Origin of the sequence: Morococcus cerebrosus (assembly GCF_022749515.1) — a bacterium.
Classification (GTDB): Bacteria; Pseudomonadota; Gammaproteobacteria; order Burkholderiales; family Neisseriaceae; genus Neisseria; species Neisseria cerebrosa.
The window spans coordinates 646,537-670,986 of sequence record NZ_CP094242.1 but is presented as its reverse complement, the minus strand read 5'-3'; the positions used below and the strand labels follow the sequence as shown (position 1 = coordinate 670,986).

At 52.9% G+C, this 24,450-nt stretch carries 24 protein-coding genes and 1 tRNA gene; 15 read left to right on the top strand and 10 right to left on the bottom strand.

Going from position 1 to position 24,450, the window contains the following annotated elements:
* Window positions 1-13: 13 nt before the first annotated feature.
* Window positions 14-325 (bottom strand): Grx4 family monothiol glutaredoxin, encoded by a 312-nt coding sequence (gene grxD / locus MON37_RS03070; RefSeq protein ID WP_039407809.1) that lies wholly within the window; start codon window positions 323-325, stop codon window positions 14-16.
* A gap of 361 nt (window positions 326-686) precedes the next feature.
* Here grxD and rpsU point away from each other — a divergent pair, with 361 nt between their 5' ends.
* Both rpsU and MON37_RS03060 read left to right on the top strand, forming a co-directional pair.
* Window positions 687-899 carry a 30S ribosomal protein S21 gene (gene rpsU, locus MON37_RS03065; protein ID WP_002214819.1) on the top strand — a complete coding sequence of 71 codons (213 nt, stop codon included), beginning with the start codon at window positions 687-689 and terminating at the stop codon, window positions 897-899.
* A gap of 169 nt (window positions 900-1,068) precedes the next feature.
* A complete protein-coding gene (locus MON37_RS03060) occupies window positions 1,069-1,515 on the top strand; it encodes a GatB/YqeY domain-containing protein (RefSeq protein WP_003744883.1) in 447 nt (148 codons plus the stop codon).
* 105 nt (window positions 1,516-1,620) lie between these two features.
* Here MON37_RS03060 and rpoH read toward each other — a convergent pair whose 3' ends face one another.
* From rpoH to MON37_RS03045, 3 genes are all read right to left on the bottom strand, one after another.
* Window positions 1,621-2,484: an RNA polymerase sigma factor RpoH gene (gene rpoH, locus MON37_RS03055; RefSeq protein ID WP_003744881.1), complete on the bottom strand. Its 864-nt coding sequence runs from the start codon at window positions 2,482-2,484 to the stop codon at window positions 1,621-1,623.
* 273 nt (window positions 2,485-2,757) lie between these two features.
* Window positions 2,758-4,299 carry an apolipoprotein N-acyltransferase gene (gene lnt, locus MON37_RS03050; protein WP_039407891.1) on the bottom strand — a complete coding sequence of 514 codons (1,542 nt, stop codon included), beginning with the start codon at window positions 4,297-4,299 and terminating at the stop codon, window positions 2,758-2,760.
* An 81-nt stretch (window positions 4,300-4,380) separates the two neighbouring features.
* A complete protein-coding gene (locus MON37_RS03045; protein ID WP_003777858.1) occupies window positions 4,381-5,247 on the bottom strand; it encodes a DUF808 domain-containing protein in 867 nt (288 codons plus the stop codon).
* Window positions 5,248-5,593: 346 nt separating this feature from the next.
* Here MON37_RS03045 and trpA point away from each other — a divergent pair, with 346 nt between their 5' ends.
* The 9 genes from trpA (at window position 5,594) to MON37_RS03000 (ending at window position 16,148) form a co-directional block, all read left to right on the top strand.
* Window positions 5,594-6,379: a tryptophan synthase subunit alpha gene (trpA, locus tag MON37_RS03040; RefSeq protein WP_039407894.1), complete on the top strand. Its 786-nt coding sequence runs from the start codon at window positions 5,594-5,596 to the stop codon at window positions 6,377-6,379.
* Window positions 6,380-6,438: 59 nt separating this feature from the next.
* Window positions 6,439-7,314, top strand: a complete 876-nt coding sequence (gene accD / locus MON37_RS03035) for an acetyl-CoA carboxylase, carboxyltransferase subunit beta (protein WP_003760907.1) — start codon at window positions 6,439-6,441, stop codon at window positions 7,312-7,314.
* A gap of 381 nt (window positions 7,315-7,695) precedes the next feature.
* Complete coding sequence (locus tag MON37_RS03030) at window positions 7,696-10,002, top strand: NosR/NirI family protein (RefSeq protein WP_209323765.1); 2,307 nt, start codon at window positions 7,696-7,698, stop codon at window positions 10,000-10,002.
* 120 nt (window positions 10,003-10,122) lie between these two features.
* Window positions 10,123-12,093 carry a TAT-dependent nitrous-oxide reductase gene (gene nosZ, locus MON37_RS03025; protein ID WP_039407898.1) on the top strand — a complete coding sequence of 657 codons (1,971 nt, stop codon included), beginning with the start codon at window positions 10,123-10,125 and terminating at the stop codon, window positions 12,091-12,093.
* 209 nt (window positions 12,094-12,302) lie between these two features.
* Complete coding sequence (locus MON37_RS03020) at window positions 12,303-13,658, top strand: nitrous oxide reductase family maturation protein NosD (protein WP_009311592.1); 1,356 nt, start codon at window positions 12,303-12,305, stop codon at window positions 13,656-13,658.
* Complete coding sequence (locus tag MON37_RS03015) at window positions 13,625-13,837, top strand: hypothetical protein (protein WP_156122128.1); 213 nt, start codon at window positions 13,625-13,627, stop codon at window positions 13,835-13,837. Before MON37_RS03020 ends, MON37_RS03015 begins: the two co-directional genes overlap by 34 nt.
* 96 nt (window positions 13,838-13,933) lie before the next feature.
* A complete protein-coding gene (locus tag MON37_RS03010) occupies window positions 13,934-14,830 on the top strand; it encodes an ABC transporter ATP-binding protein (RefSeq protein WP_009311593.1) in 897 nt (298 codons plus the stop codon).
* On the top strand, window positions 14,827-15,657 hold the full coding sequence (locus MON37_RS03005; RefSeq protein WP_039407900.1) for an ABC transporter permease: 831 nt from the start codon (window positions 14,827-14,829) through the stop codon (window positions 15,655-15,657). Before MON37_RS03010 ends, MON37_RS03005 begins: the two co-directional genes overlap by 4 nt.
* Window positions 15,654-16,148, top strand: coding sequence for a nitrous oxide reductase accessory protein NosL (locus tag MON37_RS03000; protein WP_003759050.1), 495 nt, complete (start codon window positions 15,654-15,656; stop codon window positions 16,146-16,148). Before MON37_RS03005 ends, MON37_RS03000 begins: the two co-directional genes overlap by 4 nt.
* Before the next feature lie 335 nt (window positions 16,149-16,483).
* Here the strand turns inward: MON37_RS03000 and MON37_RS12410 are convergent, their stop codons facing one another.
* The 4 genes from MON37_RS12410 to MON37_RS02980 all read right to left on the bottom strand — a co-directional run bounded on the left by MON37_RS12410 (window position 16,484) and on the right by MON37_RS02980 (window position 18,084).
* Window positions 16,484-16,621: a hypothetical protein gene (locus MON37_RS12410; protein ID WP_420915919.1), complete on the bottom strand. Its 138-nt coding sequence runs from the start codon at window positions 16,619-16,621 to the stop codon at window positions 16,484-16,486.
* Window positions 16,622-16,673: 52 nt separating this feature from the next.
* Window positions 16,674-17,582 (bottom strand): tyrosine-type recombinase/integrase, encoded by a 909-nt coding sequence (locus tag MON37_RS12405; RefSeq protein WP_308905611.1) that lies wholly within the window; start codon window positions 17,580-17,582, stop codon window positions 16,674-16,676.
* Window positions 17,583-17,603: 21 nt separating this feature from the next.
* Window positions 17,604-17,801 carry an Arm DNA-binding domain-containing protein gene (locus MON37_RS02985; protein ID WP_242883760.1) on the bottom strand — a complete coding sequence of 66 codons (198 nt, stop codon included), beginning with the start codon at window positions 17,799-17,801 and terminating at the stop codon, window positions 17,604-17,606.
* Window positions 17,802-17,999: 198 nt separating this feature from the next.
* Window positions 18,000-18,084: transfer RNA gene (locus tag MON37_RS02980), tRNA-Leu, on the bottom strand.
* A gap of 289 nt (window positions 18,085-18,373) precedes the next feature.
* On the opposite strand from MON37_RS02980, the gene MON37_RS02975 reads away from it, so the two are divergent.
* The 4 genes from MON37_RS02975 (at window position 18,374) to hisD (ending at window position 22,289) form a co-directional block, all read left to right on the top strand.
* On the top strand, window positions 18,374-19,087 hold the full coding sequence (locus MON37_RS02975; RefSeq protein ID WP_082013630.1) for an SCO family protein: 714 nt from the start codon (window positions 18,374-18,376) through the stop codon (window positions 19,085-19,087).
* Window positions 19,088-19,367: 280 nt separating this feature from the next.
* Complete coding sequence (hisG, locus tag MON37_RS02970) at window positions 19,368-20,021, top strand: ATP phosphoribosyltransferase (protein WP_039407903.1); 654 nt, start codon at window positions 19,368-19,370, stop codon at window positions 20,019-20,021.
* A gap of 103 nt (window positions 20,022-20,124) precedes the next feature.
* Entirely contained in the window at window positions 20,125-21,000 is an 876-nt protein-coding gene (locus MON37_RS02965) for an endonuclease (protein WP_039407906.1), read from the top strand.
* Window positions 20,997-22,289: a histidinol dehydrogenase gene (gene hisD, locus MON37_RS02960; protein ID WP_039407908.1), complete on the top strand. Its 1,293-nt coding sequence runs from the start codon at window positions 20,997-20,999 to the stop codon at window positions 22,287-22,289. The genes MON37_RS02965 and hisD overlap by 4 nt, the downstream gene beginning before the upstream one ends.
* Before the next feature lie 79 nt (window positions 22,290-22,368).
* On the opposite strand, the gene MON37_RS02955 is transcribed toward hisD, so the two are convergent.
* Both MON37_RS02955 and cysW read right to left on the bottom strand, forming a co-directional pair.
* A complete protein-coding gene (locus tag MON37_RS02955) occupies window positions 22,369-23,442 on the bottom strand; it encodes a sulfate/molybdate ABC transporter ATP-binding protein (protein ID WP_039407911.1) in 1,074 nt (357 codons plus the stop codon).
* The gene (gene cysW / locus MON37_RS02950; protein WP_039407914.1) at window positions 23,439-24,299 is read right to left on the bottom strand and encodes a sulfate ABC transporter permease subunit CysW; all 861 of its coding nucleotides are present in this window, start codon (window positions 24,297-24,299) and stop codon (window positions 23,439-23,441) included. The genes MON37_RS02955 and cysW overlap by 4 nt, the downstream gene beginning before the upstream one ends.
* Between the last annotated feature and the right edge of the window lie 151 nt (window positions 24,300-24,450).

Genomic DNA, 24,450 nt, shown 5'->3' with positions numbered 1-24,450 from the left:
TTGCTATATTTCATCAGGCTTTCAGCAAATCTTGCAATTCGCCGGCTTCAAACATTTCCATCAAAATATCGGAACCGCCGACAAATTCCCCGTTGACGTAAAGTTGGGGGATGGTCGGCCAATCACTGTATTCCTTAATACCTTGGCGGACGGTATCGTTTTCCAAAACATTAACGGTTACATAATCGGTGCAACCTGCGGCATTAAGAATTTGAACGGCACGGGATGAGAAACCGCATTGCGGGAACTGCTTCGTGCCTTTCATAAACAAAACAACACGGTGAGTGGTAACAACTTCTTTAATTTGGTCATGAATAGAGGTCATGGTGTGGTATTCCTTACTGACATAGTCGGTTAATCGGGAGTTGCGCCATTATACGCAAATTAATGCGATTGGTGTCGGATGTTTAAAGAAGGCTTCCGAAACTCTGACACTGTTTTTTAGACAATCCCCCAGCTTGACAGAAACTGTCTAATCAAAGATAATCCCGCAATTGATTTGCAGCCGCATCGACGGCATATTTGGCACCAAGCCGACTTGTTAGGAGGTGATGTTTACATCACGGCGCGTATCCCGCCGGTCGCAAGACACCCGAGATACAAACAACCACTTTTTTACAAACCGCCCCTTTTATCCTTATCCCTTTTGGCGGTTTGAAACCAGAATTAAATTTAAAGGAAATAAAATGCCTGCAATCCGCGTTAAAGAGAACGAACCCTTCGAAGTAGCCATGCGCCGTTTCAAACGTGCCGTAGAAAAAACCGGTCTGTTGACCGAACTACGCGCCCGTGAAGCTTACGAAAAACCGACTACCGAGCGCAAACGCAAAAAAGCCGCAGCTGTAAAACGCCTGCAAAAACGCCTGCGCAGCCAACAACTGCCTCCTAAAATGTACTAAACATCAATTGCAGGTCTGCCCTGTGATGCCGAAACACACCGCAAGGCTTGACCTGCGGTGTGTTTTGTTTTTCAGACGACCTGTAAGGCAAGGAGTCATCTGAAAAATAGAGAATCCCCTAAGGCAGTATGTGCAATCCCATCTTCCATCTTTTCCTGAAAGTCATCCCATGAGCCTGAAAGCACAATTAACCGAAGACATGAAAACCGCGATGCGTGCCAAAGATCAAACTGCTTTAAGCACCATCCGTCTCATCAATGCCGCCATCAAACAATTTGAAGTGGACGAGCGCACCGAAGCCGATGACGGCAAAGTGATCGCCATCATCACCAAAATGGTCAAACAGCGCAAAGACAGCGCCAACATCTACGCTGAAGCAGGCCGTCAGGACTTGGCAGACAAAGAAAATGCCGAAATCGAAATCCTGCACCGCTACCTGCCACAAATGATGTCTGCCGAAGAAATCCGCACTGCCGTGGAAACCGTAATCGCCATGACCGGAGCTTCCGGAATGGCTGACATGGGCAAAGCCATGGGCGTATTGAAAACCCAGTTGGCGGGCAAAGCTGATATGGGTGAAGTCAACAAAATCCTCAAAGCTGCGCTGACTTCATAATTGAATACCGACCACCCCGGGTGGATTCAAGAAAAACAAAAAGGTCGTCTGAAACCGAGATTTCGGGTTTCAGACGACCTTTTTCCTTCTACTGAACTGTTTTTTTTAAACCGCTTCCGCTTCTTCCGCGAGGAAACCGCGCAGTTTTTGCATGGCTTTGGCTTCGATTTGGCGGATGCGCTCGGCAGATACGCCGTATTCGGCTGCCAGCTCGTGCAGGGTTAATCCGCCATCGTCTTGCAGCCAGCGGCTTTCTACGATGCGGCGGCTGCGGTCATCCAATTGCGCCAACGCGTTTTGCAGACCTTCGGTTTGCAGGGCGTAATGGGCTTGTTTGGACAGTTGGCGGCTGGGCTCGGCATCGTGGTCGGCAAGCCAGTCGATGGGGGCGAAGCTGTCTTCGTCATCGTTGTTGTCCGCCATGATGGCGATGTCGTGTCCGGTCATGCGTTGTTCCATTTCCATGACTTCGGACAATTTGACGCCCAAATCGTCGGCGATGTCTTGCGCTTCTTTCGGAGACAAGGCATTCAGGTTTTTACGCATGCTGCGCAGATTGAAGAACAGTTTGCGTTGCGGTTTGGTGGTCGCTACGCGTACCAGGCGCCAGTTGCGCAGGATAAATTCGTGGATTTCGGCCTTAATCCAGTGTACGGCGAATGAAAACAGGCGCGCGCCACGGCTGGGCTCGTAGCGTTTGACCGCCTTCATCAGTCCGATGTTGCCTTCTTGGATAAGGTCGGCTTGGTTCAGGCCATAGCCGTCGTAGCCTCGTGCTATGGATACGACGACGCGCAAATGGGAAAGAATAAGTTGTTTGGCGGCGTTAAGGTCGCCTTTTTGCTGACGCTCCGCGAGTTGGCTTTCTTCTTCGGGCGTCAACATGGGAATGCTGTTGACGGTATGAATGTATTGCTCAAGGCTGCCGTTGCCGCTGTGGATAACGGGTAATGCAAAGGCGTTATTCATGAGAGTTGCTTTCCTTTATATGATGTAGAGACTATTGTTTACTTGTTGTTTGCCGTGCAGTATATCACTGCCTGTTGCCCTATCGTATGCTGTCAAATGCCTTTTTCTGTAAAAGACTGTTTGATAGGTGGATTTTTATCTTTTATAAAATTCGATTGATTTTGAAAATTTGACTGGTTTACTGGGAATAAGTTCAGTATATTACAAACATTCTTGTATGTAAATAATAAATTTCAAGAAAAACGGCATTATAAAAAGACCGCTTTTTCAAACTCAATCTGCTTGTTTCCTGATTAAAAACAGCGCGATGGCAATAATCGACAATACCCCGATCAGCCACAGCGAACCGCCTGCCTTCATATAAGGGGTTTCGCCGACATAGCCTTTGACATGCCCTTCCAAGACGGCATCGGTATTGGGTTCGCTCTCGGCGATGATGCTGCCTTTGGGAGAAATAATGGCCGTTGCACCGGTATTGGTGGCACGGACCATATAGCGTCCAAGCTCCATCGCGCGGGCTTGGGATTGCTGGAGCTGTTGGTACATGGCGTTGGAATCGCCATACCACGCCATATTGCTGACGTTGGCAAGCAGCGTAGCGTTTTTGGCGGTAGCAATGAGTTCGTCGCCAAAGCCGTCTTCATAGCAGATGTTGAAGGCGACTTTTTGACCTTTCATGGTTAAAGGAGCTTGTGCTGCCCCGCCACGACGGAAGTCGGCAAGCGGCATATTCATCAACTTGTACAACGGTTCGGTCAAAAAAGGCAGCGGTTTGTATTCGCCAAAGGGAACCAGATGATTCTTGGCGTAATACGGGAGGTCGTCTGAAATATCATCGTAGTCGCTCAAATTGATTACGGCGTTTTCGTATCCGCTGCCGTCGGCTGTGTATTGACCGATACCGACGGCCAACGCGCTGCCGTTCGTGCGCGCCTGCTCGGCAAACTGGGTCAGGATGTTTTCCGGCAAATCCTGACGCATCACGGGCAATGCGGTTTCCGGCAGGATAACGATGTCGGCAGATGTTTTGCTGATTTGACCGTAGTATTTCTGAATGGTGGGGACGACTTGTTCTTCATTCCATTTCAGACTCTGCTCGATATTGCCCTGCACGAGCGCGACGGTACTGGTGCTGCCGTCGGGTTTGGTAAAGTCGGTTTGCTGGGCGACATAACCGACGGTACACAGCATGACAATCATGCACATCGGCAGCAGGCGCTGTTTCAGACGACCCGTATTGTCAATCAGCAACACCAGCCACGCGCTGACAAATGCCGTCGCCAGCGTTACCAGATGAATACCGCCCAAAGGCGCAAAGCCGGCAAGCGGGCTTTCTTTGACGATTTGGGAATAGCCGATCGCCCCCCAGCCGAAGCCGGTCAACAGGCGTTCGCGGGCAAATTCCGCCAGTGTCCACAAAATCGGCAAAACGATGCCGACCTTAACCCAACGCGGCAGATGAAACTTCTTCCACAACCAAAAACAGGCGGCGGGATACAGCGCGAGAAACGCCGGCAGCAGGAAAGTCAGCGGAACCGCGTATAAATTAGGCAGGCCGGAAACATCGTGCAGCGCGGTATGTATCCAATAAAACTGCGCCGTATAAGCAACCAGCCCAAACAGATAGGCGGTAGAAACAGCAAAGCGCGGACGCAGTTCAATCAATCGGATCAGCGCGCCAAACAGCAAAGGCATCAGCCAAAAATGGTAATAAGGCGCGAAAGTTAAGGGCGTGGCGGCGGCAATCAGGATCACCAGCGGCCAGTACAGCACAGGATGCTGCCAATATTGTTCGAGTTTGCGGAAAATGTTCATTGTAGAGAAAAGAAAATAAGAGGTCGTCTGAAAATACAGATTCAACAAAGTTAAACCATTTTCAGACGACGTATCGGTTGTTTAGTGTTTTTGAAACAGCTTCATCAATGGCAGAGCAACAGCGCAGGCGACGGCGCCGGCAATCAGCCCGACGGCAAGGTTGGCGACATGCTCCATCAAGCCGCTATCCCAATGTTGCGCGTGTAAGAAATCATGCAAAAAGCCCAAGTTGTGGGTAATCAGACCGCCGCCGACGAGGAACATGGCAAGCGTGCCCACCACGCTCAAACCGCGCATGAACCAAGGCATAAAGGCAATCAAGCCTCGTCCGACCGTTTGGATGCCCGTGCTTTTTTGACGCATCAGCAGCATACCGAAGTCGTCGAGTTTAACGATAACGCCGACCAAACCGTACACAAAAGCGGTCATACCGATGCCGATTGCCGTCATCACCAGCGAACGGGTCATCAGATCGTATTTTTCAACCACGCCCAAAGCAATAATAATGATCTCGGCAGACAGGATGAAATCCGTACGAATCGCGCCTTTAATCTTGGTTTTTTCGTCCAGCGTTTCGGCGGCAGCCTCCTCGTCTTCATGCGCTTCGTGGCGGTGTAAAAACTTATGCAGCAGCTTTTCCACGCCCTCGAAACACAAATAAATCCCGCCTATCATCAATAAAGGCGTAATCAGCTTCGGCAAAAAGGCAGACAGCAGCAAAGCCAGCGGCACCAAAATCAGCTTGTTCACCAAAGAACCTTTCGCCACCGCCCAAATAATCGGCAGCTCGCGTTCCGCCGACACACCGGTAACCTGATTCGCATTGAGCGCCAAATCATCGCCGACCACGCCCGCCGTTTTCTTGGCGGCCATTTTGGTCATCAGGGCAACGTCGTCCAAGACAGCGGTAATATCGTCCAAAAGGGTGAAAAGCGAGGCAAAGGCCATGATATATTTCCGAAAAAGGGTCAGATTGAAGAAGCCGGCTATTATAACCGAGAAAGTATGACACCGAAGGCTTTCAGACGACCTTTAATGGAAATTAACGGAATTTGGCGGGAAAGTTGAAGCATTTTCGAAGGCAACTGCGCGATATGGACAACAATTCAAATCATCACGGCTTCCATAACAGTAAAACAACCGCCCTGCCCTTTTTCAGACGACCTTTCCATACAGAAAATCATCAGGAAATGTCATGCAGTTTCGCCCGAAACAGACAGTCAATGCTATACTTGCCAACTTATTGTCGATGAAAACCGGCTGGAAACAGCCGTTACGGAAACGAGAAATCAAGATGAGCAGAATCCAGCAAACCTTTGCCGCACTTGACGGCGCAAAAGCCCTGATTCCCTATATTACCGTAGGCGATCCCGATCTCGATACCACGCTTGCGCTGATGCACAGTTTGGTTGAAAACGGCGCCGACATCCTGGAATTGGGAGTTCCCTTTTCCGACCCGATGGCGGACGGTCCGACCATCCAGCGCGCCGCCGAGCGTGCGTTGGCAAACAAAGTTTCCCTCAATGACGTATTGAACATCGTACGCCGCTTCCGCGAAACAAACGGCAACACGCCCATCGTCCTGATGGGTTATCTGAACCCGATTCATAAAATAGGTTATCAGGCATTTGCCCAAGCGGCTGCCGAAGCGGGCGTGGACGGCGTGCTGACCGTCGATTCCCCTGTCGAAACCATCACCCCGCTACACGACGAACTCAAAGCGCGCGGTATCGACTGCATCTTCCTGATTGCCCCGACCACGACCGAAGAGCGTATCCAAACCATCGCCCGCGTTGCAGGTGGCTTTGTCTATTACGTTTCGCTCAAAGGCGTTACCGGCGCGGCAAGTTTGGATACCGAAGAAGTTTCGCGTAAAATAGAGCTTTTGCGCAAGTATATCGACATCCCGATCGGCGTCGGTTTCGGCATCAGTAACGCCGAAAGTGCGCGCAAAATCGGCGCTGTTGCCGATGCCGTCATCGTCGGCAGCCGCATCGTCAAAGAAATTGAAAATAACGCAGGCCGAGAAGCAGAAGCCGTCGGCGCGTTGGTAAAAGAATTAAAAGACGCAATCCGTTAAGGCCTTTTCCGAAAACACACGCAAAGGTCGTCTGAATCCCGAATTCCAAGGAGTCATCCATGAGTTGGTTAGACAAAATCCTACCGCCCAAAATCAAAAACCGCAGCAAAAGCGAAGGCTCGTCCAACGTTCCCGAAGGCCTGTGGCACAAATGCCCTTCCTGCTCGGCAACCATCTACTCGACCGAACTTCAGCAAAACGACCAAGTTTGCCCGAAATGTAACCACCACAACCCGCTTTCCGCGCGCGAACGCCTCAATTTGCTTTTGGACGAGGAAGGCCGCGAAGAAATCGCCGCCAATATCAAACCGACCGACCCGCTGAAATTCAAAGACAGCAAAAAATATCCCGAACGCTTGGCCGCAGCGCGCAAAGCCACCGGCGAAGATGATGCGTTGGTCGTGATGAAAGGCTTTATGAACGGCCTGCCCGTCGTAATTGCCGCCTTCGAATTCCGCTTTATCGGCGGCTCTATGGGCTCCGTCGTCGGCGAACGCTTCGTCCAAGGCGTACGCCGCGCCGTAGCCGACAACTGCTCTTTCATCTGTGTTGCCGCATCGGGCGGTGCGCGTATGCAGGAAGGTGTCAACTCATTGATGCAGATGACCAAAACCAGCGCGGCATTGCATCTTCTGACTGAAAAACACTTGCCGTTCATCTCCGTCCTGACCGACCCGACCATGGGCGGCGTATCCGCCAGTTTCGCCTTCCTCGGCGATGTCGTGCTTGCCGAACCCAACGCCCTTATCGGCTTTGCCGGCCCGCGCGTTATCGAACAAACCGTCCGCGAAACCTTGCCCGAAGGCTTCCAACGCGCAGAATTCCTGCTGGAGAAAGGCGCTATCGACCAAATCGTCGACCGCCGCAGCATGAAACAGCGCATCAGCGACCTGATTACCTTGCTGCGCCGCGAAGACAAAGTCAACGCTGCTTAAACCGGGGAGGTTTGAGCTAAACAAAGGTCGTCTGAAAACTGATTTTTCGGTTTTCAGACGACCTCTTTATTTAGATAGCCCTCATTCAATACATATGTTTATTTCAACTAATAATCAATCCAAACCAAGACATCTAGAAGCAGGCAAAAGCATATAATCACTTTGTTTTCTATTTCTATTTGCAATGAAATCAGACCCATATCCATATACTTATAAAGTATTACATACCCTCCAAATCTGGTTTTAAGATTTGTAAATTTGACATAGGTCAAATTATTGCAAATAATGGATTCATATAATGTTAATGTTTAGAGTATCGAATAATCGGGAACAGCCATGTCCTGCCTAAAAACGAAACACACATCAGGCATCTTGAATATGATGCTGGCGATGTTTGCCGTATTTATCCTATTGTTTTCGACACTGCCCGCTTACGCTGAGCGTTTGCCTGACTTTTTGTCAAAAGTCCAGCCTTCGGAAATTTTTCCGGGTGCAGACCGTTATGGCAAGCCTGAAGGCAAGCCTATGGTTGCCCGTGTTTATAAGGGCGACGAGCAGTTGGGTTTGGTGTATATCACGACGGACGTGGTCAATACACGCGGCTATTCGAGCAAACCGATTGATACGATGATGGCTTTGGCCAACGACGGAACGATCGCCGGTGCGAAGTTGGTCGATCACCATGAGCCGATTATGCTTATTGGTATCCCGCAATCGCGTGTGGATAAATTCATCAATAAGTATATCGGTTTGAATTTTATTAAAAATCCACCTACTCCGGGCGTTGCCCCCGGGGACATCATCAGCGGCGCGACCGTTACGCTGATGGTGATTAACGACAGTATCCAGCGTTCGTTCAAAGTTGTTGCCGGCAAATATGGTTTGGGCACTGACAAAGCCGTTCAGACGACCTCCACCAATGCTGCGGATACGCAACAGGCTGCCACTCCTGCGGCTCAAACCCGACCTCGCCGCGCTGTCAACCCTGACAAACAGGACATCCAATCTTGGAATGCGCTGCTGGAACAAAAAGCCATCGGCCATCTGCACATTACTGTTGATGAAATTAACAAGCTGTTTGAAAAAGGCGGCAAAGCAGGTGTTGCCGAACACGCCGAACAAGGCGCAGGCGACGATACCTTTATCGATTTGTACACTGCCGTAGTCAGCCAGCCTTCCATCGGCAAAAGCCTGTTGGGCGAGGAAGGTTGGAAAAACCTGCAAAACCGTCTGCAACCGGGTCAACAAGCTGTCTTAGTTGCCGGTGAAGGCCGTTATTCTTGGAAAGGTTCGGGCTATGTCCGCGGCGGTATTTTCGACCGTATCGAGATGATTCAAGGCGAAAACAGCTTCCGCTTCACCGACGCGCAACACGAACGCTTGGTTGATTTGGCAGCCGAAGGCGCGCCCCACTTTAAAGAAGTATCTTGGTTTACGATTCCCGAAGGCGTGGAATTCGATGCTGCCGAACCTTGGCGTTTGCAGTTGATGGTTCAACGCGTATTGAGCGTAAACGACAAAGCGTTCGTAACCGCCGATTTGGATTACGAGCTGCCTCAAGGTTACTATGTCGATGATCCGAAAGCACCGCCCGTCGAAATCAGCGCGCCAGTCGAACCGGCAGCCGCTCCTGCCGCCGACCAAGCCTCAGACACCAAAGGCATAGCCGAAGAAGCCTCTTCAAACGACGGTGCGTCCAACCAACTCTGGAAACAGGTGTGGAAAGCGAAACAAGGACAAATCGCCGTAGTCGGCATCGCCTTGACCATCCTGCTTTTGGTCTTCCTGTTCCAAGACTGGATTGTCCGCTATGAGAAATGGTACGACCGCTTCCGCCTGGTATTTCTGACATTTACCCTGTTCTATATCGGTTGGTACGCTCAGGCGCAACTGTCGGTCGTCAATACGCTGACACTGTTCTCCGCCATCCTGACCGAATTCCGTTGGGACTTCTTCCTGATGGATCCGATTGTGTTCATCCTGTGGCTGTTTACCGCCGCAACCATGCTGCTGTGGAACCGCGGTACATTCTGCGGCTGGCTCTGCCCCTTCGGTTCGCTGCAAGAGTTGACCAACCGTATCGCCAAAAAATTGGGCGTGAAACAGATTACCGTGCCGCACCTGCTGCACACGCGCCTGACTGCGATTAAATACGTCATTTTCTTCGCACTGTTGGCAATTTCCCTGTACGATTTGGGCACGGCGGAAAAATTCGCAGAAGTAGAACCTTTTAAAACAGCGATTATTTTGAAATTCGTCCGCGAATGGTGGTTTGTCGCGTTTGCCGTTACCCTTTTGGTTGCCGGCCTCTTTATCGAACGCTTCTTCTGCCGCTATCTGTGCCCATTGGGCGCGGGCATCGCCCTACCCGGCCGCTTCCGCGTATTCGACTGGCTTCGCCGCTACAAAATGTGCGGCAACCCTTGCCAAATCTGTACGCACGAATGCCCCGTTCAGGCGATTGCACCGGAAGGAGACATCCATCCGAACGAATGTATCCAGTGCCTGCACTGCCAAGTCATGTATCACCATGACACACGTTGCCCGCAAGTTGTGGCAACCAACAAGAAAAAACAAAAACAGGCGGCGGCAAAAGCCGACCCCGAAACCGCATCTGCAAAACAGCAGCCTGGGGAGCAGGTTGTGCAGTTTGTGAAAAAAGAAACCGCCCCTAAAGCCGGCGAATAATCTGAAACCCTAAAGAAATACCGGGTCAACCGTACCCACACTTATAAACATAAATACGTTTTTTCAATCGGCAGGTCGTCTGAAAACGCCGGCTGCCGAATTTTATCCAAGGAGTGTTGTATGTCAGACGAAAAATTAGAACAAAACGGCTTAAGCCGTCGTTCATTCTTAGGTACTGCCGCCGTTTCAGGCGCAGGTATTGCCGGCGCCGGTCTGTTGGGTTTGGCGGGCTGTTCCAAAGAGGGTGGCGATAAAACCGCCGCTTCAGGTGCTGCGCCTGCCGCTAAAACCGAGTCCCATGCCTCTGCCGAACCGGGCAAACAGACTTCCGAAGTCGGTCCGGGCGAACTCGACCAATACTACGGCTTCCTCTCCGGCGGCCAATCGGGCGAAATGCGCTTGATCGGCGTACCTTCCATGCGCGAACTGATGCGTATCCCCGTATTCAACATGGACAGCGCGACCGGTTGGGGCCGTACCAACGAGAGCCTGCGTATTTTGAATGAAAAAAATACGCCGGAAACCAACCAGTTCCTGAAGGACAGCGGCCTACGCTGCTACCCTAACGGCGACTTGCACCACCCTCACTTGTCGTTTACCGACCAGACTTACGACGGTCGCTACGCATATGCCAACGACAAAGCAAACAACCGCGTTTGCCGCGTCCGCCTGGACTTCATGAAAACCGACAAAATCACCGAAATCCCTAACGTTTCCGGTGTACACGGTCTGCGTCCGCAACGTTATCCGAAAACCGGCTACGTCTTTGCCAACGGCGAACACATCGTACCGGTAAGCGGCGTGGGTACTTGGAACGACGCCAAAACTTGGAATGCCGTTTATACCGCCATCGACGGCGAAACCATGGACATCGCATGGCAAGTATTGGTGGACGGCAACTTGGACAACGGCGATGCCGACTACCAAGGCAAATACTCCTTCTCCACCTGCTACAACTCCGAACGCGCCCTGACCGTACAAGGTGCTTCTTCCAACGAGCAAGACTGGTGCGTAGTCTTCAATCTTGCCGCCATCGAAGAAGGCATCAAAAAAGGCGACTTCAAAGAAGTCAACGGCGTGAAAATGCTGGACGGCCGCGCAGAAGCCAATTCCCCTTACACCCGCTACATCCCCGTGCCGAACTCTCCGCACGGCTGTAACGCTTCCCCTGACGGCAAATACATCATGCTCAACGGCAAACTGTCTCCGACCGTTACCGTATTGGACGTCAGCAAACTGGACGATTTGTTCGCCGGCAAAATCAAAGAGCGCGACGTGGTTGTCGCCGAACCCCAACTGGGTCTCGGTCCTTTACACACCGCGTTTGACGGCCGCGGCAACGCCTACACCACGCTGTTTATCGACAGCCAAATGGTTAAATGGAACATCGACGACGCCATCAAAGCCTACAAAGGCGAAAAAGTGGATCCGATCAAACAAAAACTCGACGTCCACTACCAACCCGGCCACAACCATACGACCATGGGCGAAACCAAGGAAGCCGACGGCAAATGGCTGGTATCTTTGAACAAATTCTCCAAAGACCGCTTCCTCAACGCCGGCCCGCTGAAACCGGAATGCGACCAGTTGATCGACATCTCCGGCGACGAAATGCGCCTGGTACACGACAACCCGACCTTTGCCGAACCGCATGACCTGTGTCTGGTTGCCGCTTCCAAAGTCAACCCGAAAAAAACCTGGGACCGCAAAGACCCATGGTTCTGGCAAGACGCTGTGGAACAAGCGAAAAAAGACGGTGTCGAGCTGGAAAAAGCCGCCAAAGTCATCCGCGAGGGCAACAAAGTCCGCGTATACATGACTGCCGTTGCGCCTGCGTACAGCATCCCGCAATTCGAAGTCAACCAAGGCGACGAAGTGACCGTATATGTGACCAACGTTGAAACCATCGAAGACTTGACCCACGGCTTCACTTTGGAAGGCTACGGCATCGCCATGGAAATCGGCCCGCAAGCTACCCAATCGGTAACCTTCAAAGCCGTCCGTCCGGGCGTACACTGGTATTACTGCCAATGGTTCTGCCACGCCCTGCACATGGAAATGTCCGGTCAAATGATCGTTAAACCCCGATAATCGGGTTTGACGGTTTATCACTGACTTAACGGAAAGGTCGTCTGAAAAAACTTTCAGGTCTTAGCGAAACCCGCTGCCCTCGTTTTCAGACGACCTTTTATAGCAGAACCGTTTGGACGCAACAGACTGTTCCGCTATAAAACAAAAACACGGCCCTCACAGGCAGGCATCACCGTGCCGACGCACACCGCACGAATCAGAGGAACTCCATGCACACACCCCAATTCAAAACATGGCGACGCGCTGTCCTGGCATTTATGTTCGGCGGCATGATTCAGACGACCTTTGCAGCCACCATCGACGTTTCCCCGACCGACAACCTCCCCGAAGTCATCGCGCGCGCGCAGGCAGGCGATACGCTCAAGCTTGCCTCCGGCACTTACAAAACCAAACTGCTTATCGACAAACCCATCACCATCGAAGGCCCTGCCGACCGCTCCGCCAAAATCGAAGGCGACCGCACCGGCCGTACCATTGCCGTCATCGCCCCCGACGTTACCCTGCGCAACCTCACCGTCACCCGTTCCGGCATGAGCCTGCCCGCCATGGACGCCGGCATCTACCTCGAAGAAACCGCCCCCCGCGCCCTGATTGAACACAACAACATCCTCGACAACTCCGTCGGCGTGTATATCCACGGTTCTGCCGAATCCATGGTGCGCGAGAACAAAATCGTCGGCGACTCCACCCTGCGCGTCAACGAACGCGGCAACGGTGTAACCGTCTGGAACGCCCCCGGCGCGCAAGTTGTCAGCAACGACATTTCCAAAGGCCGCGACGGCATTTTCTCCAACACCAGCAAAAACAACACCTATAAAAACAACCGCTTCAGCGACCTGCGTTTTGCCGTCCACTACATGTACACCAACGACAGCGAAGTCAGCGGCAACATTTCCGTCGGCAACAACATGGGCTACGTTTTGATGTTTTCCGACCGCCTCAACGTGTACGGCAACATCGCCGTCGGCAGCCGCGACCAAGGCATCATGCTCAACTACGTCAACTATTCCGACATCCACGACAACATCATCAACAAAGCCGGCAAATGCGTTTTTGCCTACAACGCCAACTACAACAAAATCGTCGCCAACCATTTTGAAAACTGCGAAATCGGCATCCACTTCACCGCCGCCATCGAAGGCACCACCCTTTCCGACAACGCCTTCATCAACAACGAAAGCCAAGTCAAATACGTCAGCACACGTTTTCTTGACTGGGGCGAAGGCGGACGCGGCAACTACTGGAGCGACAACAGCGCTTTCGACCTCGACGGCGACGGCTTCGGCGACAGCGCGTACCGCCCCAACGGCATCATCGACCAAATCATCTGGCGCGCGCCCGTTTCCCGCCTCCTGATGAACAGCCCCGCCATCAGCATCGTCAAATGGGCGCAATCGCAGTTCCCCGCCATCCTTCCCGGCGGCGTGATCGACAGCAAACCGCTGATGAAGGCGGGTAGCAACAAAACGACCACCAAATACGAAGCCATGAAAGAACAACTGTTGCAAGAAGCCAAAACCCATCAGTCCGAATGGAGCGATGCCGAAAACGGCTCATTGAACTAAGCGGAACCGGCAAATACGTCCCGCAAGGTCGTCTGAAAACTTTTCAGACGACCTTAAAACCCCGCCGCAGCAAGGTTTTGCCCCTCATTGCCGTACCAACGGGCATCCGCCGCAAATACGGTGCAACCCGCAACGCAGGCAACAGTCGAAAACGCCGCCCCATCACAAACGTCGTCTGAAACCCTTCTCCCTTTTTCAGACGACCCCATACAAAGAACGCCCTTTTCAGACGACCCTCAACGTCGTCTGAAACCCATCCACACAAGGAAGCACTCATGAGCGCACACCATGTCGAATTGAGAAACGTAACCAAACGCTTCGGCGCACAAAAAGCCGTCAACCAAGTCGATTTAGTCTTGAAGGCGGGGGAAAGTGTCGGTCTTGCCGGACACAACGGCGCAGGCAAGTCCACGCTCATCAAATTGATACTCGGGCTGATTACGCCCACCGAAGGCGAAGTCATGCTGCTGGGCGAGCGCACCGGCAGCAAAGCCGGCGCACAGTTGCGCAGCCAAATCGGCTACCTGCCCGAAACCGTCGCCCTGCACCCTTCCCTCAGCGGCATCGAAACCCTCAATTTCTACGCCAAACTCAAAAAACAGCCGCTCACCAAAAACCACGAACTCCTCGAGCGCGTCGGCATTTCCCAAGCCGCCCGCCGCCGCGTCGGCACCTACTCCAAAGGGATGCGCCAACGCCTCGCCCTCGCCCAAGCGCTGCTGGGCGAACCCAAAGTATTGCTGTTTGACGAACCCACCACAGGCCTCGACCCCGCCTCGCGCCAAATGTTTTACGAAGTCGTGCGCGAACTCAACGGACGCGGCGCCACCGTCCTCCTCAGCACCCACGCCCTCGCCGAACTCGACGGCCACGCCGACCGCATCGTCGTCATGAAAAACGGCGTCAAAGTTGCCGACGGCAGCATGGACGAGCTGCACGTCCAAAGCGGACTTCCCCTCACCGTCAACATCCGACTCAAAGCTCCGCGTCCGTTAAGCGGACGCTGGCAGCCGCTTTCAGACGACCTCAGCTATCAGGCGCAATGTCAGGCTGAAGAACGCATGGCATTACTCAGCGAACTGGGCAACCTGTCCGACCTCGCCTACCTCGACATCCACACACCCACACTCGACGACATGTACGCACAATTCTTAAAAAGGGAGGACGTATGAACCCCGTTTGGATTATCACCGGAAAAGAAGTCCGCGACAGCCTGCGCAACCGCTGGGTACTCGCCGCCTCCGTCCTACTCGCCGCCCTCGCCCTCTCATTGGGCTTCCTCGGCAGCTCGCCGACAGGCTCGGTTAAAGTCGATCCGCTGACTGTAACCGTCGTCAGCCTCTCCAGCCTGTCCATCTTCCTGATTCCGCTCATCGCCATGCTCCTCTCCTACGATTCCCTCATCGGCGAAATCGAACGCGGCACCATGGCGCTGCTGTTGAGCTACCCCGTTTCCCGCAACCAAATCCTTGCCGGAAAATTTATCGGACACCTCATCATCCTTGCCCTTGCCACCACCGCAGGCTACGGAATCGCGGGCATCACGCTCCAACTCGCCAACGGCAGCTTCGACATCGCCGCGTGGAAACCCTTTGCCCTGCTGATTGCCGCCAGCGTCATTTTGGGCGCCGCATTCCTGTCCATGGGCTACCTCATCAGCGCAAAAGTCAAAGAACACGGTACTGCCGCCGGTATCGCCATCGGCGTTTGGCTGTTTTTCGTCGTCATCTTCGACATGGCGCTTTTGGGCATCCTTGTCGCCGATACCCAGCAAACAATCACCGCACCCGTCGTTGAAACCGTCCTCCTTTTCAACCCCACCGACATCTACCGCCTGCTCAACCTGACCGGTTACGAAAACACCGCCATGTACGCAGGTATGGCAGGTTTGAGCGAACAAATCAGCCTGACCATGCCCGTATTGCTGACCGCGCAGATATTATGGGTTATTATTCCCCTTATCTTGGCAGCAAGAATTTTTGGAAAGCGACAAATATGAAAAAGATTTTACCTGCGCTCCTCGCCGCCCTGCTCCTGAGTGCCTGTCCCAAAGAGGATGACACCCCGCCGCCTGAGCCTCAGCAAATCAGCGACCGCGCCGTGGGGCACTATTGCAGCATGAACCTGACCGAACACAACGGCCCCAAAGCCCAAATCTACCTCAACGGCAAACCCGACCGCCCCGTCTGGTTCTCCACCATCAAACAGATGTTCGGCTACACCAAGCTGCCCGAAGAGCCTAAAGGCATCCACGTCATCTACGTTACCGACATGGGCAAAGTCAAAGACTGGAGCAAACCCAATGCTGATACCGCATGGATAGACGGCAAAAAAGCCTACTACGTCATCGAAAGCGGCTTCATCGGCGGCATGGGTGCGGAAGACGCCCTCCCCTTCGCCGACAAAGCCCAAGCAGAGAAATTTGCCAAAGAAAAAGGCGGCCGCGTCGTCAGCTTCGACGAAATGCCCGATTCCTACATCTTCAAATAATCCCTTCCCATCAAAAAGGTCGTCTGAAAACCTGATCCATCAGGTTTTCAGACGACCTTTTCGTATCTGCCGTATCAAAAGACAAGAAAAACAGATTAAGTTGAAAAGCCTAACAATGTTTTGAAATTAAGATTTCATTTAGATACAACTTTAACCCGCGATTACTTTATTGACGGACATTTAGGGGCATTTTTGGGGATATATTTTCGGGGGTATTTCAGAAACCCCAAATCATACCCATGAAAACGGTTGATTCAATTAGGTAGGAATAGACGGGATTATATGATTTACAGATACCGAAACCGTCTGAAAACCCTGTCCATTTTGGTTTTAGTTTACGGTGTTAGACTGCGATAGACAAAAAAATAACCGCTGATAAGCGGTTTATTGTCCAACAAGGATAGCAAGGGAGCAGCAAAGGACGTGCCCAATGCCAAACATAGGCGGCTGTTTCCCGCTGCGTATCGGGCGATACTTTGCTGCCAATCGGTAAGCTCTCAGTTTGGTCGGTATGCCGCCGCTTGGCTAGTGTCGCCGTTGTAGATGACGGTGTGGGTTTTGCCGTCTGCCGTGATGGTTTCGCCGCTGGGCAAACTGTCGCTCTACTACGTCGCTGTTAAAACCGTTTTCATTCAATACGTCTGTGGCTAGACTTCTGAAACCGTGGGGCGTTGCTACGCCCTTATAGCCCATTCTGCCCATCAAGTAAGATAGGGTGTTTTCACTCATATGCTTGCCAGGGTCTTTTACCGATGGGAACAGATAACGGCTATATCCTGTCAGTTCCTTTAGTTCTGCCAAAAGCTCAAGCGTCCAATCGGCAAGGGGGACGATATGCGGGGCTTTCATCTTCATCTTGGCGGCGGGTATGCTCCATTCTGCCCCATCCAAATCAAATTCCGCCCATTCCGCCGCCCTAAGCTCTCCATTTCTGACAAAGGTCAGCATGATTAGCTGCATGGCTATTTTTGTTTGCTGTTCGGCTTGTTCCAGCATCAACCGGCGGTAAAACTCGGCCAGTTCGGATTGCTGCAATGCGGGCTGATGTTTCTGCTTTGGGGCTTTGATTAAACCTACCAAGGGAACAGCGGGATTGTTTTCTGCCCGCTCCGTCCGTATCGCATAAGTGAAAACAGACTTGATACGCTGCAATATCCGCCCCGCCGTTTCAAGTGCTCCCCTTGCTGCCACCGCTTCAATCACTTCTTTTACTTGGCTGACTTTGATTTCACTGACAGACAAACTGCCCAGCGCGGGGAAAACGTCCTTTTCCAAGCTGTCCCATACACGGGCGGCGTGATTGCCTGTCAATCCTGTTTCACGGTGTTTGTGCCACTCGGCGGCAATGTTCCGAAAGGTATTACTGACAGCGGCTTGCCGTTCACGCTTTTTTTGTTGCTTGGCTTCACTTGGGTCTTGCCCCGATGCAAGCAAGCAGCGGGCGTTTTCAGCGGTTTAGCGGGCTTCCACCAGTGATACGGTCGGATATTTACCGATTGAAAGCGTTTTACGTTTGCCGTTATGTGAAAAGTCAAACCGCCATAACTTCCCGCCGCTCGTATTGATATACAGATACAAGCCCTTGCCGTCATTCAGCTTAAACGGTTTTTCGGCGGGCTTGGCGTTTTTGATTTGTCGGTCGTTCAGCTTCATTTTTACGGTATTTTTTCGAGGTATTTTTCAGATACCGCAAAAGATACCGTAAATTTTAGGTTACTTCAATTAAGCTGAATTAGACGGTATTAGATGATAAATAGATGCCAAAACCAGCGGAAAGCCTTGTATTTCTTGGCTTTAGTTTACGGCGTTAGACTGTGATAGACAAAAAAATAACCGCTCTAAAAGCGGTTGTGGTGCCCAGGGTCGGACTCGAACCGACACACCTTGCGGCGGGGGATTTTGAGTCCCCTGCGTCTACCAATTTCGCCACCTGGGCTGGTGAAGAAGTCGCTATTATAGCGGTGTATTCGGGCTTGTAAAGCAAAATCTTGCTTTGTTTGCAGATATACTACTTATATTTTTGATTTTTAAAAACATTAAATTTATTTTATTTTGTTCCCGACGCGTCCTACTCTTTCCACTTATATCAAACATCATTCATTTTCAGCCAAAAAACGGCATAAACCGCTATATTAAATGTTGCAAACGCGCTAAGATGACGGCGTTCGTTTGATTTTTTATTTTCAGACGACGTTCACACACCATATTTGCATTGGAGAATTTTTATGATGCCTACTGCAATCCGTACCGCCATTTTGGGCGCATTCGCCCTTACCGCACTTGCTGCCTGCAAACCTGAAGCCAAAGCGCCGGAACAAAATCCTGCGACTGCTTCAGCCGCTTCTTCAACAGCGTCTGCCCCAGCTGCAACGCCTGCTTCTTCTCCTGAAACGACCTCGCTTAATGCTGCTGCCGCTCCCAAACCGCAAGGTCCGGGAACGGATATGCGTAAAGAGGACATCGGCGGCGATTTCACGCTGACTGACGGCGACGGCAAGCCGTTCAGCTTAAGCGACCTGAAAGGCAAAGTCGTGATCCTGTCCTTCGGCTACACCCACTGCCCCGACGTTTGCCCGACCGAATTGCTGACTTACAGCGACACATTGAAACAGCTGGGCGATCAGGCGAAAGATGTGAAAGTAGTGTTCGTCAGCATCGACCCCGAGCGCGACACGCCTGAAGTCATCAGCAAATACGTCAAACAGTTCAATCCTGAATTTATCGGCCTGACTGCGACAGGCGACCAAAGCCTGCCGGTCATCAAACAGCAATACCGCGTGGTTTCCGCCAAAGTGGTTCAGAAGGAAGACAGCGAGAACTATCTGGTTGACCACTCTTCCGGCGCGTATCTGATTGATAAAAACGGCGAAGTGGCGATTTTCTCACCTTACGGCAGCGAGCCGGCAACTATTGCCGCCGACATCAAAAAACTGCTTTGATCCACATGGGGTCGTCTGAATGCCGGTCGCGGTTTTCAGACGACCTTTTTCCCATCTGAAACATATATTGGATTAACTAAATCAGGACAAGGCGACGAAGCCGCAGACAGTACAGATAGTACGGAACCGATTCACTTGGTGCTTCAGCACCTTAGAGAATCGTTCTCTTTGAGCTAAGGCGAGGTAACGCCGTACTGGTTTAAAGTTAATCCACTATACAATGGAGAAAGTCAGACCGCCTGCTTGATACAGGTTCAAAGTCTGACGGCACACAACAACAATGACTGAAAACACGCTGACCATCGCCCTCTCCAAAGGGCGCATCTTTGAAGAAACCCTGCCGCTTTTGGCTTCGGCGGGCATCATTCCTGCCGAAGCGCCCGAAAAATCGCGCAAACTGATTATCGGCACCAACCATGAAAACATCCGACTCGTCATCGTCCGCGCCACCGACGTGCCGACTTACGTCCAATACGGCGCGGCAGACTTCGGCATCGCGGGCAAAGACGTTTTAATCGAACACGGCGGCAGCGGGCTTTATCAGCCGCTGGATTTGCACATCGCCGAATGCCGCATGATGGTCGCCGTCCGCAAAGGTTTCGACTACGCCGCCGCCTCGCAGCCCGGCAGCCGCCTGCGCATCGCGACGAAATACCCCAACATCACCGCCGAGCATTTCGCCGGCAAAGGCGTACACGTTGACATCATCAAACTCTACGGCTCGATGGAGCTTGCGCCGCTGGTCGGTTTGAGCGACGCCATCGTCGATTTGGTCTCCACCGGCAACACGCTTAAGGCGAACGGCTTGGAAGCGGTCGAACACGTTGTCGATATTTCCAGCCGTCTGGTGGTCAACAAAGCCGCATTGAAAACGAAACACGCGCTGCTGGAGCCGATTATTCAGGCGTTCGGCAGCGCAGCGAAGGCGGGGTGAGCGTTCATTTGAATGAAGATGCGTTTTCAGACGACCCTAGCCGTTCCCGCCGACAGGTCGTCTGAAAATACCACCGGCAGTAAACTGTATAGGAGGATTTAAAATGGTTGCAAAAATAAAAAAATTTTCAGATTCAACCCTGTCCGTTTTGAATAACGGAGAGCGTCGGTTTTACGTCTATTGTCTGACCGACATGAAAAAAGACAAAATCCTCTACATCGGCAAAGGCTGCGATAACCGCATCTTCGAGCATGAACAAGCCGCCCGTTCGCAAGACGGCGACATTGACGTACCGGCACGCAAAGCCATTGCCAAATGCAAGAAACTCGGCCGCCATATCATCAGCTATCATCTGACCGAAGCCGAAGCGCAAGCCGCCGAAACTGCCCTGATTCATTTCGTCAAATCCGTTGTCGGCAAAAAATTCAAAAACCAATCTGCCGGATGCGGCGCAGGCGGCATCAGCGCGGAAGAACTCGACAGCCGCTTCAAATTCACGCCCTGCCCGCTTGACGGCCTTAATCCCGACGGCCTGATTCTCGCCGTCAAAATCCAAGACGCGTTAGACTTGGATACCGACGAAGAATCGGACTACAGCTTCGACAACCAAGACGATGCCAACCTCAAATCGCGCACGTTGGGCAACTGGGTTATCGGTAAAGACGTCGCTTCAAAAGTGAAATACGTTATCGGCGTTCACACCGGACTGCAAAACGCTGTTGTCAGCGCGTACGAAGTGGACGGCTTTGAAACAATGACTGAGGAAACCAAAAACGGCAGAAAACAAACCCGTTACCGTTTCCATACTACCTCTCGTAGCGAAGAGGTATTAGCCAAACTCGGTCTACAACAAAAATGCCTGCCCGAATTGAAGTTTGCCAGCAGGGGCGAAAAGGCTTATATCAGACCCAAAACCGAGCAAGAGATGCTTCAGACGACCCCAAGTCCCAAAATAACAAAGGAGAAAACCAAATCATGAAAAAACTCAACACCCAATCGCCCGATTTCCAAGCCGAACTCAAAGCCCTGCTGGCCTTTGAAACCGCGCAGAATCCCGAAATCGACCGCATCGTCGCCGACATCTGCGCCGACGTGCAAAAGCGCGGCGATGCGGCGCTCATCGAATACACCAACCGCTTCGACGGCACGTCCGCCCAAACCATAGCCGACCTCATCCTCACTCAAGACGATTTGCAGGCCGCATTCGAGCGTTTGCAGCCCGAAATTCAAACCGCCTTGAAAACCGCCGCTGCACGGGTCGAAAGCTACCACCAACGCCAAAAAATGGAATCGTGGACCTACGAAGACGAAGACGGCACGCTGTTGGGACAACAGATTACACCGCTTGACCGCGTCGGCATTTACGTCCCCGGCGGCAAAGCGGCGTATCCGAGTTCCGTCATCATGAACGCCATGCCTGCCCATGTCGCAGGCGTGCAAGAAATCATCATGGTCGTCCCCACGCCCAAAGGCGAACGCAACGACATCGTACTTGCCGCCGCCTTCGTCGCAGGCGTTACTAAAGTCTTCACCGTCGGCGGCGCGCAGGCGGTTGCCGCCCTCGCCTACGGCACCGAGTCCGTACCGCAGGTCGATAAAATCACCGGCCCGGGCAACGCCTTCGTCGCCGCCGCCAAACGGCGCGTGTTCGGCGTAGTCGGCATCGACATGGTGGCGGGGCCGTCTGAAATCCTCGTCATCGCCGACGGCACCACGCCCGCCGACTGGGTGGCGATGGATTTGTTCAGCCAAGCCGAACACGACGAAATCGCCCAAGCCATCCTCATCGGCACGTCGCAGCCCTATCTCGACGAAGTCCAAGCCGCCATGAACCGCCTCATAGCAACCATGCCCCGCCGCGACATCATCGAAGCCTCGCTCGGCAACAGGGGCGCGATGATACTCGCCAAAGACTTGGACGAAGCCTGCGAAATCGCCAACTACATTTCCCCCGAACACTTGGAATTGTCGGTAGAAAACCCGCAGGAATGGGCGAAAAAAATCCGCCACGCCGGCGCGATTTTCATGGGACGCTACACCAGCGAAAGCCTCGGCGACTACTGCGCCGGCCCCAACCACGTCCTGCCCACCAGCCGCACCGCCCGCTTCTCCTCGCCGCTGGGCACTTACGACTTCCAAAAACGCTCCAGCCTGATTCAAGTCTCCGAACAAGGCGCGCAGAAACTGGGTAAAATCGCCAGCGTGTTGGCACACGGCGAAAGCCTGACCGCCCACGCGCGCTCAGCGGAATTCAGGTTGAAAGACTGATTCGGTCGAACCCGCCATCCATCAAAAGCAAAGGTCGTCTGAAAACCTGTTTTCAGACGACCTTTCGTTATCCCCTCTATCAAATCGAATATTCAATCAACTCGTTCTGCGAGAACACATAAACCTGTTTCGGCACCAATGCCAATTCCCGCCCTGCGGTCAAATCCAGCCGAGAAGCGTCGCTGCCTGCGAGCGTGATATGTACGTCCTGTTTGCCGTGTTTCACCAAAACGTGCGTCAGGGCGCCGACGGCGTGGATTTTTTCGATTTTGGCGCGGATCATCGGGGTTTCGTGTTTGGCGGCGATCTGCCATTCGTGCGGGCGGATGTAGCCGGTGGCGGTTTGTTCCTGCCATTTGTAGTGCGCGTCCAATTTCCACGCGAAGCCGTTGTAGTGCCAGATGCCTTTTTCGATGCGTCCTTCAAATGCGTCGGTTTCGCCGAGAAATTCGGTAACGAAGGCGTTTTCGGGTTTGCGGTAAATGGCTTCGGCGCTGCCGGTTTGCTCGATTTTGCCGTGGTTCATGACGACGATTTCGTCGGAAACTTCGAGGGCTTCTTCTTGGTCGTGCGTCACCAGAATGCTGGTTACGCCTAGGTTATGATGGATGTCGCGCAGCCAGGTACGCAATTCTTTGCGCACTTTGGCATCCAGCGCGCCGAAGGGTTCGTCTAGGAGCAGGAGTTTGGGTTCGACCGCGAGGGCGCGGGCGAGGGCGATGCGTTGGCGTTGGCCGCCGGAGAGCTGGTGCGGATAGGATTTGGCGAGGTGGGAGAGCTGCACGAGTTTGAGCAATTCTTCGACTTTGGCGCGGATTTGTTCTTTGGACGGGCGTTCGGACTTGGGCAATACGGTTAAACCGAAGGCGACGTTGTCAAATACGTTCATGTGGCGGAAGAGGGCGTAGTGTTGGAACACGAAACCGACTTTGCGCTCGCGCACATGCTTGGCGGTTACGTCTTGCCCGTCAAAGAGGATATTGCCGCCGTCGGCGTTTTCCAGTCCGGCGATGATGCGCAGGAGCGTGGTTTTGCCGCAGCCGGAAGGGCCGAGCAGGGAAACGAGTTTGCCGGTGGGTACGTTGAGGTTGATGTTTTTCAGCGCGTGGAACGCTCCGAAGTGTTTGTTTAGGTTTTGGATGGTGATGCTCATGCTGCGTTCCTTTCGGCGGCGGCGAGTTTTTTATCTTGTAATTTTGTGATGATGTTCTGCACCGCCAGCGTCGCCAGTGCTAAAAGTGCCAATACGCCGGAGAGGGCGAATGCGCCGGTGAAGTTGTATTCGTTGTAGAAGATTTCGACCAAAAGCGGGATGGTGTTGGTTTCGCCGCGTATGTGTCCCGATACTACGCTGACTGCGCCGAACTCGCCCATCGCGCGGGCGTTGGTGAGGATGATGCCGTAGAGCAGCGCCCATTTGATGTTGGGCAGGGTAACGCGCCAAAACATCTGCCAGCCGCTTGCGCCGAGTATCAGGGCAGCTTGTTCTTCGCTGTCGCCCTGCGCCTGCATCAGCGGGATGATTTCGCGCGCGACAAAGGGGAAGGTAACGAACAGCGTCGCCAAAATAATGCCGGGGATGGCGAAGATAATCTGTATGCCTTGCGCTTCCAGCCAGCCGCCCAATGCCGTGTGCGCGCCGAACAATAAGACGAACATCAAACCGGCAACCACGGGCGACACGGAAAACGGCAAATCGAGCAGGGTGGTCAGCAACTGCTTGCCGCGGAAGTCGAAACGGGTCAGCAGCCACGCCATCGCCACACCCAAGACGGCATTGACGGGAACGACCACTGCGGCGGTAATCAGGGTGAGCTTGATCGCCGCCCACGCTTCGGGGTCGGTAATAGATTGAAGGTACAGACCCCAACCGCCTTTCAGCGCTTCGTAAAACACGGCGACAAGCGGTACGACCAGCATCAGCAGCAGGAACCCCAGCGCGACGGCGGTCAGCAGCACGCGCAGCCAGCGCGGTTCGGTCAGGTTGGGATTGGCGGAATAGGGTTTCATGGCGGTGGTGTTCTCTGGTTTGTTGTTTAAGATGTTTGGAGGCCGTCTGAAAAACCGTTTTCGTAGAGCGGATTCGTTTTCAGACGACCTTTTATCTTTTATGGATTAAAAGGGGAACAAAAAACGTCTAGCTGCCGTCATTCCCGCGTAG

Bases quoted from the DNA above. Each gene is read 5' to 3' on its own strand.
- rpoH (WP_003744881.1), bottom strand. From the start codon at position 2,484: ATGAATAACGCCTTTGCATTACCCGTTATCCACAGCGGCAACGGCAGC.
- MON37_RS03060 (WP_003744883.1), top strand. From the start codon at position 1,069: ATGAGCCTGAAAGCACAATTAACCGAAGACATGAAAACCGCGATGCGT.
- MON37_RS03020 (WP_009311592.1), top strand. From the start codon at position 12,303: ATGCACACACCCCAATTCAAAACATGGCGACGCGCTGTCCTGGCATTT.
- MON37_RS02975 (WP_082013630.1), top strand. From the start codon at position 18,374: ATGATGCCTACTGCAATCCGTACCGCCATTTTGGGCGCATTCGCCCTT.
- MON37_RS02985 (WP_242883760.1), bottom strand. From the start codon at position 17,801: ATGAAGCTGAACGACCGACAAATCAAAAACGCCAAGCCCGCCGAAAAA.
- grxD (WP_039407809.1), bottom strand. From the start codon at position 325: ATGACCTCTATTCATGACCAAATTAAAGAAGTTGTTACCACTCACCGT.
- MON37_RS02955 (WP_039407911.1), bottom strand. From the start codon at position 23,442: ATGAGCATCACCATCCAAAACCTAAACAAACACTTCGGAGCGTTCCAC.
- MON37_RS03005 (WP_039407900.1), top strand. From the start codon at position 14,827: ATGAACCCCGTTTGGATTATCACCGGAAAAGAAGTCCGCGACAGCCTG.
- accD (WP_003760907.1), top strand. From the start codon at position 6,439: ATGAGTTGGTTAGACAAAATCCTACCGCCCAAAATCAAAAACCGCAGC.
- cysW (WP_039407914.1), bottom strand. From the start codon at position 24,299: ATGAAACCCTATTCCGCCAATCCCAACCTGACCGAACCGCGCTGGCTG.
- lnt (WP_039407891.1), bottom strand. From the start codon at position 4,299: ATGAACATTTTCCGCAAACTCGAACAATATTGGCAGCATCCTGTGCTG.
- nosZ (WP_039407898.1), top strand. From the start codon at position 10,123: ATGTCAGACGAAAAATTAGAACAAAACGGCTTAAGCCGTCGTTCATTC.
- MON37_RS03030 (WP_209323765.1), top strand. From the start codon at position 7,696: ATGCTGGCGATGTTTGCCGTATTTATCCTATTGTTTTCGACACTGCCC.
- trpA (WP_039407894.1), top strand. From the start codon at position 5,594: ATGAGCAGAATCCAGCAAACCTTTGCCGCACTTGACGGCGCAAAAGCC.
- MON37_RS03015 (WP_156122128.1), top strand. From the start codon at position 13,625: ATGGAGCGATGCCGAAAACGGCTCATTGAACTAAGCGGAACCGGCAAA.
- MON37_RS03010 (WP_009311593.1), top strand. From the start codon at position 13,934: ATGAGCGCACACCATGTCGAATTGAGAAACGTAACCAAACGCTTCGGC.
- MON37_RS03000 (WP_003759050.1), top strand. From the start codon at position 15,654: ATGAAAAAGATTTTACCTGCGCTCCTCGCCGCCCTGCTCCTGAGTGCC.
- MON37_RS02965 (WP_039407906.1), top strand. From the start codon at position 20,125: ATGGTTGCAAAAATAAAAAAATTTTCAGATTCAACCCTGTCCGTTTTG.
- MON37_RS03045 (WP_003777858.1), bottom strand. From the start codon at position 5,247: ATGGCCTTTGCCTCGCTTTTCACCCTTTTGGACGATATTACCGCTGTC.
- hisG (WP_039407903.1), top strand. From the start codon at position 19,368: ATGACTGAAAACACGCTGACCATCGCCCTCTCCAAAGGGCGCATCTTT.
- hisD (WP_039407908.1), top strand. From the start codon at position 20,997: ATGAAAAAACTCAACACCCAATCGCCCGATTTCCAAGCCGAACTCAAA.
- rpsU (WP_002214819.1), top strand. From the start codon at position 687: ATGCCTGCAATCCGCGTTAAAGAGAACGAACCCTTCGAAGTAGCCATG.